17 protein-coding genes are annotated in these 12,957 nt (G+C 52.0%); 2 read left to right on the top strand and 15 right to left on the bottom strand.

Annotation, left to right across the window (positions count from 1 at the left end; genetic code table 11):
- Positions 1-6: 6 nt before the first annotated feature.
- The 4 genes from ACSAMP_RS05690 to ACSAMP_RS05675 form a co-directional block, all read right to left on the bottom strand.
- A complete protein-coding gene (locus ACSAMP_RS05690; protein ID WP_033121833.1) occupies positions 7-1,296 on the bottom strand; it encodes a plasmid recombination protein in 1,290 nt (429 codons plus the stop codon).
- Between the two features lie 346 nt (positions 1,297-1,642).
- Entirely contained in the window at positions 1,643-1,864 is a 222-nt protein-coding gene (locus ACSAMP_RS05685) for a type 2 periplasmic-binding domain-containing protein (RefSeq protein WP_457799844.1), read from the bottom strand.
- A 394-nt stretch (positions 1,865-2,258) separates the two neighbouring features.
- Positions 2,259-3,605: a DNA primase family protein gene (locus ACSAMP_RS05680; protein ID WP_117347204.1), complete on the bottom strand. Its 1,347-nt coding sequence runs from the start codon at positions 3,603-3,605 to the stop codon at positions 2,259-2,261.
- Between the two features lies 1 nt (position 3,606).
- A complete protein-coding gene (locus ACSAMP_RS05675; protein WP_033121509.1) occupies positions 3,607-4,227 on the bottom strand; it encodes a CHC2 zinc finger domain-containing protein in 621 nt (206 codons plus the stop codon).
- A gap of 222 nt (positions 4,228-4,449) precedes the next feature.
- On the opposite strand from ACSAMP_RS05675, the gene ACSAMP_RS05670 reads away from it, so the two are divergent.
- Together ACSAMP_RS05670 and ACSAMP_RS05665 are read left to right on the top strand one after the other, a co-directional pair.
- Positions 4,450-5,556, top strand: coding sequence for a DUF6076 domain-containing protein (locus tag ACSAMP_RS05670; RefSeq protein ID WP_033121508.1), 1,107 nt, complete (start codon positions 4,450-4,452; stop codon positions 5,554-5,556).
- Positions 5,557-5,566: 10 nt separating this feature from the next.
- Positions 5,567-6,178 carry a hypothetical protein gene (locus ACSAMP_RS05665; RefSeq protein WP_457799778.1) on the top strand — a complete coding sequence of 204 codons (612 nt, stop codon included), beginning with the start codon at positions 5,567-5,569 and terminating at the stop codon, positions 6,176-6,178.
- A gap of 70 nt (positions 6,179-6,248) precedes the next feature.
- On the opposite strand, the gene ACSAMP_RS05660 is transcribed toward ACSAMP_RS05665, so the two are convergent.
- The 11 genes from ACSAMP_RS05660 to ACSAMP_RS05610 form a co-directional block, all read right to left on the bottom strand.
- A complete protein-coding gene (locus ACSAMP_RS05660; RefSeq protein ID WP_227109780.1) occupies positions 6,249-6,464 on the bottom strand; it encodes a hypothetical protein in 216 nt (71 codons plus the stop codon).
- A gap of 13 nt (positions 6,465-6,477) precedes the next feature.
- Complete coding sequence (locus ACSAMP_RS05655; RefSeq protein ID WP_147562177.1) at positions 6,478-7,065, bottom strand: hypothetical protein; 588 nt, start codon at positions 7,063-7,065, stop codon at positions 6,478-6,480.
- A 77-nt stretch (positions 7,066-7,142) separates the two neighbouring features.
- The gene (locus ACSAMP_RS05650; protein ID WP_457799777.1) at positions 7,143-7,475 is read right to left on the bottom strand and encodes a hypothetical protein; all 333 of its coding nucleotides are present in this window, start codon (positions 7,473-7,475) and stop codon (positions 7,143-7,145) included.
- Positions 7,476-7,488: 13 nt separating this feature from the next.
- Positions 7,489-7,905 (bottom strand): putative ABC transporter permease, encoded by a 417-nt coding sequence (locus ACSAMP_RS05645; RefSeq protein ID WP_227109785.1) that lies wholly within the window; start codon positions 7,903-7,905, stop codon positions 7,489-7,491.
- Positions 7,906-7,982: 77 nt separating this feature from the next.
- A complete protein-coding gene (locus tag ACSAMP_RS05640; RefSeq protein ID WP_457799776.1) occupies positions 7,983-8,606 on the bottom strand; it encodes a DUF4376 domain-containing protein in 624 nt (207 codons plus the stop codon).
- Positions 8,607-8,621: 15 nt separating this feature from the next.
- A complete protein-coding gene (locus ACSAMP_RS05635) occupies positions 8,622-9,317 on the bottom strand; it encodes a DUF6273 domain-containing protein (RefSeq protein ID WP_457799775.1) in 696 nt (231 codons plus the stop codon).
- Complete coding sequence (locus ACSAMP_RS05630) at positions 9,226-10,416, bottom strand: reverse transcriptase (protein ID WP_347526604.1); 1,191 nt, start codon at positions 10,414-10,416, stop codon at positions 9,226-9,228. Before ACSAMP_RS05630 ends, ACSAMP_RS05635 begins: the two co-directional genes overlap by 92 nt.
- 129 nt (positions 10,417-10,545) lie before the next feature.
- Entirely contained in the window at positions 10,546-10,758 is a 213-nt protein-coding gene (locus ACSAMP_RS05625; protein ID WP_457799774.1) for a DUF6273 domain-containing protein, read from the bottom strand.
- Positions 10,727-11,125 (bottom strand): four helix bundle protein, encoded by a 399-nt coding sequence (locus ACSAMP_RS05620; RefSeq protein WP_147562170.1) that lies wholly within the window; start codon positions 11,123-11,125, stop codon positions 10,727-10,729. Before ACSAMP_RS05620 ends, ACSAMP_RS05625 begins: the two co-directional genes overlap by 32 nt.
- A complete protein-coding gene (locus ACSAMP_RS05615; RefSeq protein WP_147562169.1) occupies positions 11,106-11,816 on the bottom strand; it encodes a hypothetical protein in 711 nt (236 codons plus the stop codon). The genes ACSAMP_RS05620 and ACSAMP_RS05615 overlap by 20 nt, the downstream gene beginning before the upstream one ends.
- 15 nt (positions 11,817-11,831) lie before the next feature.
- Positions 11,832-12,956 carry a siphovirus ReqiPepy6 Gp37-like family protein gene (locus ACSAMP_RS05610; RefSeq protein ID WP_457799773.1) on the bottom strand — a complete coding sequence of 375 codons (1,125 nt, stop codon included), beginning with the start codon at positions 12,954-12,956 and terminating at the stop codon, positions 11,832-11,834.
- Position 12,957 lies beyond the last annotated feature (1 nt).

Raw genomic sequence — 12,957 nt, 5'->3', positions numbered from 1 at the left:
CCTTTCTTAAATTTCCATGTCCTGTCCACGATTGCGGGCAGGGTGTTTGTGTTCATACAGTTCCTTTCCCCTGGCGAGGATGGCATTGATAAAAGCCCAGACCTTTTCAGATGCAATCTCAATCGCATCCAGGAAAGGCTGGGCTTTTTGTTTCAGCTCCTCATAGTCTTTGTTCAGTTTTTCAAAACGGTCTTTCCATATCTTTGCGTTTTTATCTGCCTGCTCGAATTTCTGCTTGTATTTCAGCTTCTCAGACTTTTCCGCAAAGCTGCTGACCGCATAATCCTTTAGCGTGCGGCACTCATCCGCCGTCATGGTAACATTTCCCGTAATGGGATTTTTCTTGCCCATCGACTCAATCTCATGTGCAGTCATAGCAACAGACTTAGCAGCCTGAGTTTCCTTTTTCAGAGCTTCCAGTTTCTTTTTCTGCTTCTCCGTGGCAGCTTTGGCATCCGCTAAGCTCTGCTCGGCCTGTGCCACCTGTCCGGTCACAGCTTCCAAACGCTGCTGTTCGGCCTGTACCTTGAACTGTGTCACCGTCAGATGTTCTTCGGTGCTGCCACATTCTCCACGCTCTACATCGGTATAACCAGCGTTTCGCATGAAATTGAAAAAGTCATCCTGCAGCACACTGTAGGACGACTTCAAAATCTTTTTCCCTTTTGCGTTCAACATAGGATTTCCGTTTTCATCAAGAACGGGTTTGGATTCCCACTTCTTACTGCGGCTGACCTGTGTGATCGTTTCCTTTACCGTTCCCCGGAGGGATTCATCCTTGCATCGCTTCGACCACAGGATTTGTTTCTCCACCACCGGGATATAAACCACATGAAGGTGATAGTGGTACACATCCTCACCCAGAGCTTCCGACATTGCCCGGTTGCGCTCGTCGGCATGCATTACAGCGGAGAGGATATACTGCTCACCGCCCACGATCTCCACGGCGGCTTTATAGGCATCGGCATAAAACTGTTTTGCAAACTCATAGCCGCCGTGGTTGTAGAAATAAGCGGAGTTCACATCGAAAACCAACTCGCCATATTTGACGGCATCCGGTTTCAGCCCTCTGGTGGAGATGATCTTGTCCTGCTCCATCTGCTCAAACATTTTTACATAATCGTCAGTGGGAGACTTGAAGTGAACATTCAGCGCAGTACGTTCCGGCACGATGTCCACATTGGAATAACGGTCTTTTTCACGCTCATTGTGTTCCTGTACTTTTGTCACATCATCCGGAGTTTCCAAGTCCTGATTTCTGGCTAAGGTACGATCAATTCCATCATTTCTTGCCATAGATTTTTGTCCTTTCTTTAAGATTTGCAGACAGCGGAGGGCTGAGGAACGGCACTTTTTCAAAGTGTAATAACCCACTATTACACTTTCATCCATGCTGGCTACAAAGTGCCGTGGGCTCTCCGAGGGCTCTCCCGAGGGGGAATGCGGTCACTGCGGTGACCTCTGCTGACCAAGGCAAAATGTCTGCGCCTTTTACCTTGGTCAGCCCGTCTGCATGAAGCTGTTCTGCGGAACATTTCTTGCAGACGATGGCAGCGAAAACCGTATCTTTCACTGCCTGTCCATGGGCAGCACTGCGGTGCGCCTATGGGGACGGGAGATGCGGAGGGCTGTTGCCGGGGTATCACTTCTCCCGTCTTTTCTGCCATACGATGTCGTAACCAAGCACAGCGGCAAGCTTCAATACTTCCTTGTATCGTATACTTTCCCGCTGTAATTTTGCGGACAGGTTGGAAACGCTGTCGCTCCATCCGTACTCGTCCGAGAGCAGGTCAACAACTTCCTGCATGGTCATCCCGGCACGGATGATCTGTGCCTTTATTTCGTTGCGTATATTCATATTGATAAAATCCTCCATAATTCAGTTCATGTGTCGGTGCAACCTCTGCGCTCCAAGGTGGAGTGGATGCACCGAACAGTGAAAAATCTGCAATCTCCGAAATCCGTTCAGAATTTCGCTTGTGATGTCCTGTCCATATATGACCATATCCCACTTTGCCGTTTTGTGTGGTTTGGTCTGGAACAGTGAAAACACCCATTGTTCCGTGAACAGGGTACACGGTTCAGAGAAGCACGATTTCGTGAAATAGTTTCGTCCTGCGGTCAAAAACTTTGCTGTTTCCATTACCATTGATTTTTAATGCCCGAAAACAGGTCAGCTTTGAAAGCTGCTGTTTCCTATAACGGAAGAAAACAGGGGTAAATGCTGCGTACATACGTACAGAGCATGACTGGCAAAATCAATCCCGCCAGTCCTCCGGTACGTACGTACACGGCGAAACATCGTAAAATCCATTTATATGAGGTCTTGCCACAGCTTCCACGCCCATAAAGCCCCACACCCGCCGTCCGGCAGAGTTGGTGATGTTGTTGCAATGCTCCAGATTGAATCTCCCGGCATTGGCAATCATGGCATCGCTGAAGCTACGGGCTTTCAGCGGTGCAAGGGAGTTTTCCTCACACCACATCCGGTAGATTTCATAGAAATCCTTAGAGCTGATGGAAGCATCCGCTTTCAATCGGATGTATCCCTCCGACTCCATGAAATCAAAGATATTGTTGTTGTCACGCTTGACCGCTTCCCGGTTTTTCCGGATACGGTCACTCTCCGTAAACTTAAAGTTGTTGGCAACAAGCCGCTGTAAGCCTTCAAATGCCCACAGGAAGATACCCTCGGCTTCAGCTTTCATCTTCTCTGCAAGGTCAGGATCATCGGCTCTGTCCATGGGCTTTTCTTTGGTGGTCAGCACAAGCTGTCTGCGGTAAAAACCATCGCTGCGATCATATAGGGCTTGCAGATCACCATTGCTGAATGCCAGCAACCGGGCAAACATCCAGCCCTGATAACTCTGCTTGCCCTTGCGTTCCAAGTCCATTTTGCCCTGTGCAGTCACGATGGATTTTACATAGTTGGTCTGACGCAGAGCTTCCATCCGCATATCATCATCCACGCACAGCAGGATGTGTTCCAGATCGGCACGGGCAAAACGGTTTTCAGAAATCTTCCCGATGCTGCCGTCTTTCATATTCGTGCCGAAGATGGTGGACAGCACCGCACCGATTTGAGATTTACCCTCGCCACCGTTGCCTTTAATCACCATCATGCGCTGCCCCTTGTTGGAGGGAATCAGGCAATAGCCGATAAACTCCTGCAAAGTTGGAATGTCCTCGGCGTAAAGCAACCCATCCAGAAAGTTCAGCCAGATCACCGGTGCAGGAGCATCGGGATTATAGCCGACAGGCAGACGGCTTCGCACGATAGCCGGTCTGCCTTCGGTGAAAGTGCCGTTCAAGAGCAGCGTACCGTTGGCAACATGGATGCGATCCTGCTCCGGAGGGAAGTCAGACACCTGCGCTTCCAGTTTCAGCACTTCCAGAATGTTGGTGATCTTCCGTGGGATGTTGTTCACGGCACAAAATTTCAGCTTGTCGTAAATCTCCCCACGCAGAGGAAGGTCATCCGTCACTCGACCATCGGGCGTGAAAAAAGCTCCGTTTGCGAAGATGATTCTGCGCTCATGCAGAAATTCTTCACAAAACAGAGCTTCGTTGATGTTCTGCCCGTCAAACCAGACAGGAAAATTCATATTAGGCGTTTTCCGGTTCTTCGCCACGGTGCGCCACCTCCTTTTTCTTTCGTGCGGTATACTCTTGCAGAAAAGCAATTTTGTCGTCCTGCATCAGCTTGTCCACCAATGCCACCCGTTCTTCCAGATCACCCACCGTCAGCACATCTGCCATATATTCGATATAGCAGTGCATCTGGCAGGCTTCCACAAAACGGTCATCCAGAGCATCTTCCGGTGTCTTGGGTGCGTATCGTATTTTCCAATCTTCCAGCAGATGCAGATAATCCGTCAGCACCCGGAAACACAGCATTTCATTCTCCCGGAACTGACGGATATAGGGACGCTTTGGCTTGACCATAGCTGCGGCAGTGGGCGGTTTCGGGTCAAGCCCGAAGTCCGCAGCCAGCTTTTGCGCTGCTTCATAACTGCTCAGATCGAACAGTCTTGCCACAAGGTCGATTACATCCCCCTTGGCTCCGCAGCCGAAGCAGAAGAAATAATCCTCGTTCAGCTTCAAGCTCGGATGCCTGTCGTTGTGGAACGGGCAGCAAGCCATACCATTGCGGTTGACATTCAGCCCGTAGTGTTTTGCGGCTTGCTTTACGCTGATTGCCGCCTTGATGATTTCATAGATTGTCATAGAAAAACCTCCGTTCATAGTATTTAGAAAGCACGAAACACCCGCCGTGATTGGCAGGGGTTTGGCTCCTTCTACTATGGTTATGCCGGATTTTTCAAAAAACAGGCTAATCGGAGGACAACCCCGTTTCAAAAAACAGGACAACTTATGGATAGATGTAGATTTCTTTACATTAGCATGATAGAATTAAGAAAATGAAAAAACAGGACAGGAGGGGCAAGCATGAACCAAGAACTGATGACATTGGATTTTTGGCAGGATACGGTCATATATGAGGGAAAAACACTTCCTGTCGGCGCTCTTGCCTGTGATGCGCTGAATGTCCCTGCGGATACCATCGCAAAGATGAACGAGCAATGCGAGAAAATCAATCTGCTGCTTGGAATATTAAACGCCGGACAGGATGCTTCTGCACTCTGTCCTATTGCAACGGAAGCTGCTCTGACGATGCTTGATATTCTCAGTCAAACACCGCCGTTCTCCTATATGAATATCTCAAAGCACAGAGAACGGATTGAAAAAGTCTTTACTGTGGACAATGCGCTGAAATATGTGGAGTTTGCCATAAAAGCCGCAACCAATTCTTTGCAATTTGAAGAAATCCAGAACTTTGCCGATGCGATGATGCTCCAACGCTATACCGCAGTTTTCGGGCATCTGGCATACTCCCTTGGGGAATACCAAACGGCCATGCTTGATTTTGCAGAAAAATCAGACGGCAATGAAGCAGAACGCACCGCAGAGGGTTTTGCAAAAATGTTCGGCGACTATTTTCCGCCGGAGTTCTCTATCACGGAGGGCAATGCCTGGATGTCTACTTTGAATAATTCCGTTCAGTATATATCGGTCATCCGTCCCGGCGAAAAAGTTGCGAAGCTGGTCAAGCGGATGCACTATGTATCCTTTGTAGGGATGTTCCGGTCTGATCTTTTTGAGGGCTTATGTGTTGGTCATGCCCCGAAAAAATGCAAAATCTGCGGCAAGTGGTTCCTCACCACCAACGCAAGGCACACCAAATACTGCGGCGGCTATGCACCGGGGGACAAGCTGCACCGCACTTGCCGACAGATCGGCAACCTGAAAGGCAGAGAACAACGGGAGCTTGCGGACGATCATCCGGTGAAACAGATTTATGAGAAACGGCTGAACACCATAAACCGCTATGTGAAGCGTGGTACTCTGGACGCTGATCTTGCAGAGGTTATGAAAAAGCTGGCAAAGGATAAAATGCTTCGAGCGCTGAGCAATGTCGCCTATGCCAAAGGTGATTACGAAAAAGAGATGGGACAGGCTGCTTTGAAGAAAGAAGCAAAATTACGGACGAAATGAGGAATATGTAATGGCACAGAAATATGATTTAACTGATATTGGGAATGCGCTTAGCCGGGTTATGGACAATCCTATGACCAAAATAATCCGTTCTGGCTCTATTGGTGTGTTGGGCGTAGTAAACCCAGTTGCGGGAATTGTAGGCGGAATAGGAAATGATCTTCTATCTGAATACAATACCTTCAAACTCGGCCATCTACTGAACGGTCTTGCATCTGGCTTTAATCTCGAAAGAAGATTGAACGAGCTTTACAACTATGTAAACTCCAGCCCGGAAAAGGCTATTATCGTAGCCAATCTGTTCAAACAAACCGTAAATGCAGAATGCCCAAAGGTTTGCGTTATTTATGGTCTAATTCTTGCAAACCATTTAGAAACACTTACAGAATTCACGCACGAAGAATTGATTGTCTGTAAAGCTTTGGAAAACGCTACGGATTATGATCTGAAGAATTTCAAAGAAATAATGGAGAACTATCTTAAGCCAACATCAAATGGAAGAAGAATTGTATTTCCAAAAGACTTTGCAGATATTGCTGCTTTCACCACCACATGCGATTGGTGTGTATATAATAGAAACGAAAAACCCAGAGAAATCAAGGCAAAAAGCGGCCGGATGTAGGAATACTCAAGAAGTAATCTACACTCAGCCGCTTTTTATCACCCCGTTTTACCTTCTGAAAGGTTACCGCTCAGATCGTCTTGACATAAATATCCCCGTTATTCCCAAGGCTGCTCGCAGGGACGGTTTTACCCGTTAGTATCTGCGCTTCCTCAAGCGTCCCGGTGATGACAGCCCCGCTTTTATCGTGAGCAGTATAGCCTTTCTTCAAAGCCGACGCCACCACAGTATCAGAGGTCAGATCCACAAGGACCTTGCCTCCGTAGACGACCTTGTTGTAGCCCATTCAGTCGTCCTCCTTAACCGATGGTGACGGTCTTGCCGCCGGCAGCGTTGTCGCTCTCGGTGTACGGAATCTTGTTCACTGTCACCTGCGACAGACAGTTGTAGCCCTCGTCGGGCAGAACCTGCTGAGCCGTGCTGGTGGACGGTGTGACCGTCTTCGCCTGCGGCTTCATGTTCTCGGAACCCGACATCGTACCCTCTACGCCGAGGATCGTCACTCCCTCGCGAATGTTGGCCGCGACAAGCTTTGCCTGTTCCTCCGCCTTGATGGCGACCGAGCCGGAACCATCGTGATAACCCAGCGGGATCGTGAACGAATCAGCAACCGCCGCGATCACGCCCGTCACAGCGCCCTTATTGGGCATCGTGCCTGTCACCTTCGCTCCGCGTGCGTAGGCGATCTTGCCCTCCAGAATTTCCGCAACGGCAACATCCGCATCGCCGGAATCCACGTCAAAGGTACAGGTACCCGTGATGACAGCGCCAGATTTGTCGTGTGCGGTAAGACCCTTGAGCAGTTTGTCCGCAGACACGGTGTCGCCGGACAGGTCGATTAGGGTCTTGCCTCCGTAGATTACTTTGTTGATGTACTGATTGGCCATAAGGATGGACCTTCCTTTCTTCCGCTTACAGCGGCATAGTATAATACAACAAAGTTAAGTGGGGGGGGGGGTACTTTTCAGCCCTTGTCCTCATCCACTTCGTTATATTCTGATTTACGAAGAGGAAGCTTGTTGACCTCGTTCATAATCCGTTTTGCAGAGCCGTTCCCACCCATTTTTTCGTACGGCTTGTAGAGATATTGGTAAAGATTTTCGTACTCGTCCTGGGTGATGTGGCCCCGGTCAATGTACATCATGCCGAGATATACGATCCGGTCATGAGCAAGCCCGACCAGCATTTCCGTTTTCACGTCCCTGCTGTCCGACCGCTTATTGACGAAAGCCCAAAACCCGGATGATGCGATGACGGAGCAGACAATGGTGACGACCATTTGAATCCACGGCTCCATACGGCACCTCCTCTTAAAATTTGTAGAAGGGTTTATCGCCGCCCTCTACGGCGTAACGCATCCAGTCAAGAAGCACGATGGCTGGAACGGAAAGCGCGCACCACAGCGCCCAGAATTGCGGACAGATCTGCCCCAGCAGATTCCCCCAGAGGCCGGAGTAATCCCAGACCCCCATTTTGAACCACACGTTCAGCACCAGTCCGCTCACAAATTCCACCGCCGTGATACCCGTGCCGCAGATAAGTCCTTGCGCCCACAGCGGGCATTCCCATGGTAGCTCCGCACCGAAGCGTTCCAGCGGAACCGCCAACACGATGGCAAGCGCCAGCATGGTCCAGCTGATGCTCTCCGGTCTGCTGTGCGCGGTTTTCCAGATTATCTCCAGAAAGAAGTAGACCGTTCCGGTCCAGCTCCATAGAAGCAGACTCAAAACGGCCTTTCTCACTCTTCCGTTCCGGTTCTCGATTTTCCTTGACGGCGAACCACCCGGACTCCAGCCCATGGCGCTTACGCCTCGCCAGCCTGCGCTGCGGCAAGGATAGCCGCCATGTTGGCCGCAAGGTCCTCCGGAAGCTCGCTGCCGTATGCAATGGCCTCTACGTCCTTCACCGTTTCGCATCGGCGTACCCATGCCGCAAGGTGGTTGTAGTAGGTCGTGTGATATAGCTTGTGCTTCGTTGCAGCCTTGCCCATCACCAGGATATCGGCGGCGGAGAACATAGCGCAGAGCTGTCCGTCCAGATGGTACGGATACTCCGTCATGCCGGCTTCGATGCTGGCCGCCGCATTGGTCAGGTTGATCTGATCCTCGTTGGTCAGCGAGATATGCCCACTGGTGGAGGAGAGCGCCACATCACAGCCGTTTACGATGGTCTCGTTGCAGCTCGCGCTGAGCTCTGCCAGCTTCTCCGTCTGAGCCTGCTCTACCGTCTTTCCGAGGATTTCCTCCGTTGCCACCATGTTCGTGATAACGCCCTCATTCGCCACGATGGCTACGAACGGGCCGTGCTCCTCCCATACGCTCTTCAGCGCCTCCGGCAGCTCCGCCCAGCCGGGCAGGACCTCCTCGGCGTCCGCGATACTGCAATGGGCGTTGTTCCATTCAGATTCGATTTTGATGATCGTTTTCATAGTCGCCTTCCTCCCTTAGCACATGCGCATCCAGACGCCGTTGACCTTCTGGTATTCCTCGCCCGCCGGTGCGCTGGCAATGGTGTAGCAGCCGCTGGAGTCCGCAGAATCCGAAACCAAGATTTCAGATGAAAGAGCCAAAGCGGGACGAGCGCAGTAGCTGCCGTAGTATACGCTGCTGTTGTTGACGCTCCCACCAGCGATCACGTAGTACGCGCGGTCGTTGTCGCTGGAGTACGGGGAGCGAAGCCACCAGTAGACTGCTGTGGTGGTTTCGTCCTGATACGCGATGCGGTTCGCCTGCGTGCTCAGATAGGAAAACGCCGTTCCGTCCGAACCCCCGTTGCCCACCTCGGCCGCAGACAGGGAAAAGCACTTACGCATTAGGTTACGGACCGTAGCGCTCCAAGTTCCGTTTACATGGCCGTCGGTCGTGGGGATAGGCACATTGACCAGGCACGCCCGAATGACCGGGTCGAGGCACTGGATATGCTGCTCGTTACAGAAAGAGTCCAGGGAATTGCCGTTGTACACATTGTAGCCGCTCTGGCAAGCGTTGTAGGCGCGGTTGCCAACGGCGTCCTTGCGGAGCAGCGTTACCTCGGCCTTGCCGTAGTGGTTATAGCCGAGCATGATGTACTTTTTGGCAACCCCATTCTCGTTGAGCTTGACGAGGCTGCCTGCTGAAAGAGCGCTGATCTTTTTGCTCATTTCCATTCTCCTTTACTGGTTGTTGATAGACGCGATCCAACCGTTTCCGCATTTCGCGGATAAGCTGGTGCGTGTCGCCGTGTTTTGCATGGGCGCACCAGGACTGAAAGCTCTGCTCGATCTTCTCTTTCGAGATAAGACCGGCGGCGTAGTCCCGTTCCCATTTCTTGATCCGCCGCTTCATGCGCTTCTTGGAGGATTTACGCAGCTTGCGGACCGTTTTTCCGGTTCGGGTGAGATAGACATGGAAACCGCAGAAGTCGATGCCGTGCCGCAGCGGGAAGATTACCGTCTTCTCGTTCAGTTCATAGCCCAGTTCTGCGAATTTCACTCTTGCGGCGGCAAGCAGCGCCACCGCCTCCTCTTTTGTCTCAGCGATTGCATACCAATCGTCCATATACATCCCGGAGTCCGGATGGCCGAGATCCTGATTGATGAAATGAAGCACCTTGGATAGATAGAACACAACGCAGATATGGCTGGTCTGATGTCCCAGCGCCAGGCCCTTGTCAAGCTGCTCGATGTACTTGCCCAGCAGATAGCAGTAGCGCTCGTCGCCCAGTCTTGGGTAAACGGCAGCTTTCAGCTTTTCCTGGTCGGTCGACTCAAAGCATTTCCGCACATCGCCCTTGACCACCCAGCCGTCCGAATAATCCCATTCCTCCATGGGGCGGTACGGCAGACCGAGTTCCCGTCTACGCTGCTCGTCAGCGGCCTTTCGTTTGAGAAAATAGTGCCGCATCTGCTTTTCCATCATGTCCACGCCGTAGTGCTGCCCCTTTCCGGTCTGTGCGGCAAAGGCGTTGAACGGAATGGACTTGACCAGCGCCGGATAGATTACGTTGTCTGTCAGGTCGCGCTGTACGATCTTGTCGCGGAACGCCGGAGCGTTGATAGTCCTTGCCTTCGGCTCGTAGATCATGAACGAGTCCAGACCGGCGGGAAGATAGCCCTTGTCGATCTGCCGTGCGATCCGCTTCAGATTTTCGGTCTCGCTGCTCTCGAAAATGGCTTCTGCCTTTTTGCTCCGTTTTCCTCTTCGGGTCTTCTTGTATGCTTCATATAAAACGGGAGTGCTTTTGAACTCCTCGTATTTCATCACTTGCGTGCCGCTGATAGCACCGCTTCCTTTCTTGGGCCGAGGCGCGTCGGCATGATGTGTTTGCCCTCAAACCGGGCGGGAATTGGCCTCCTTTGGCTTGAACCTTTGCCTTCACCCTAAAAAGGGCTACCGGATCTCGGCATACTTGCCAGCCAGAGCGGGACGAGCGCAGTTGTTGCCGTTGTATACGTTGTTGTTGTTGACGCTCCCATCAGTGTTCACGTAGTACGCGTTGTTGTTGTTGCTGGAGTTCGGGGAGCGAAGCCACCAGTTGACTGCACGATACAGGCCAATCCCCATGAGAATATCACAGTAGATGCCGTTCCAGTTCCCGGTCACGCCATGCCGCACACAGATACCGGACGTCCAGCGAATGCTGTATCCAGATGTCCGCCTTATGCTGGTTGATGCCGGGATAAGCTTTGGACGCTTTCAGCGCGTCGATAAGCTGCTCCAATGTCAGACAGAGCGCGATCACTTCGGTTTGCAGCCTCTGCCGCTCCTCGAATGCGCGGTGAAGATCCGTCGTGTTGGCAAGATGGCACTTCTGAAGAATCTCCATCGCCATGGTTTCAAGCCTCTGACCCGTTGGATACCTTCTTCGCCGCGGGATGACTTTTTCATTTCCTACGGCCTCCGAGGTGTAAATATAAAGATCTTTCGCACGGTTCAGAAGAATGAACTCTTTATCCGAGAACTTGGACATAAGTATCTCCGTTGCTTCCGAGGCTGCTCGCCGGCAGGGTCGTGCCGGTATAGGTCTTGTATGCCGATTCCTTCAACTCGTCGATCTGCGCCTGCAAATTAGCGGCAACATTGTCCGTAAGCTGTGCTTTCAGATTGGCGAACCAGACGTCGAAGTCATACTCCCACTGCTCAAATAGATCACTGATGTCGGCCGGGCCGGGAAGACCGGTCACGAACGGGCATTCCGTTTTGCCGATTACATTCTCGATGTTTCCGGCGTTAATGGAAGTCGCCCCCGCATTGACCAGAATATAAGCCAGTGCGTGCTGATGCACCTTTTCAGTGTTGGTCAGCGTCGGCTTGGACGGATCTGAGCCGGGATTTCCGCTGACGATCTTGATGCTGTTGGCGCGGGTAGCCGTTTCGGTATTCACCTCCAGCACGACTGCGTCGTACCGCTTTAAGGTCACGTCCGCAGCGGGGATCGTCAGCGGCATGGGAGCGTCGTTGTAGCTCCATGTGCGGTTGAACCATGCCTTGCCGGACTTCACAATGACCTGCATCCCGCTGCCGGGTACTGTGGCCAGAATATCGCCGATGGAGTCGAAAACGCCATCGGTGATCAGTCCGTCAAAAATGGATGAAAGTTGTTCGGCTGTATACTTCCTGTCCCCATTCAGGGAGTTGAAGAAGCCGTAAGTAAATGCCATACGATAGGACCCTCCTTAATTGTCGGTCTTTTCCGTAGATGTGAAGGTCGGGTTCAGCGACTCGCCGTTCTCGTCCTGAGAAATCACGATTTCCGTCACGCGGGAGGTAGCCTCCTGACCGTATTCGTTGACCACCTGCACCACATCGCCGATGTTGAAATCCTTTTTGTAGACGAATTGGCGGCTGCCGTCGATCTCGCCCTCAAAGGATTTCGTGACACTGTTCTCGCTTTTGGCAAGTTCCTCCTTGCCTTTCTGCTTGAGCTGCTCGTCATACTCGGCATCCGTCATGTAGGTTGCCTCTACCGTGTTGCCCTCGTCGTCCACATAAGAGGACTCCAGCAGCTTCGACACGCCGGCAGCGTCCGTAAACATCTCCCGACGGGAAAGACCGGTGCCGCCTCCATCGTCGTCCGTTGCCTCGGAAAGCACCCGCTCGGCTCCCTCACCCTCGCCGCCGACCAGAGAGACTGTCCGCAGGTTTTTGCTGGACTCCAGATAGTTGCTGGAGAGGATGTTCTCGAAATCCGGTGAGAAAATGACCCATGGATGGTCGCTCTGAGCATACGAACGGTCCTCGCCGACATACAGCTCGAAGAGAAACCCGCCGCTGCCGTCCGGCAGAACGCGGAAGCCGATCTCTTTTTCCTCGCAGAGTGAAAGGATGGCGTCGTACAGGTTTTCTCCGAGAAACTGTGTGTCAACAGTGAGACCCGTGATGCGTGTGTCGGTCGAGGCACGGAATACGAAATTCGGGATTTTGCGCTTGCTGTTGCTCGGTGCGATCACGTTCTCGTTGAGAAGCGTCCGGATCGCGTCCTGAAAGTTTCCATTCAGGACCTTGTACCCCCAGATGACTCTGCGGCACAGGATAGATTCCAGCGAACGGCCCGTCACGGTCAGGTGATTTCCGTTTTCCGCGTCGGTATCCACCTGAATGTCCTCAATGATCATCATTCGGTCGGAGTCCTTGGTGACAAGATAGTTTCCCTCCTTCAGATAGGAAAGGGCGCTGGTCTCCGCCGGCATATAGATCTCGAAATCCCCGTATCCGCGGTAGCGGTCCGTCCATATAAAGGACTGAAAGGTGTCCAGCACCGCAAGGGAAGTCGCATTTTGATCCAAGATCCACGCTTCCATA

It is taken from the genome of Flintibacter sp. SJQ-8, from assembly GCF_054108085.1.
Note: the sequence above shows the minus strand (reverse complement) of the source record. Positions and strands in the feature narration are given on the sequence as shown.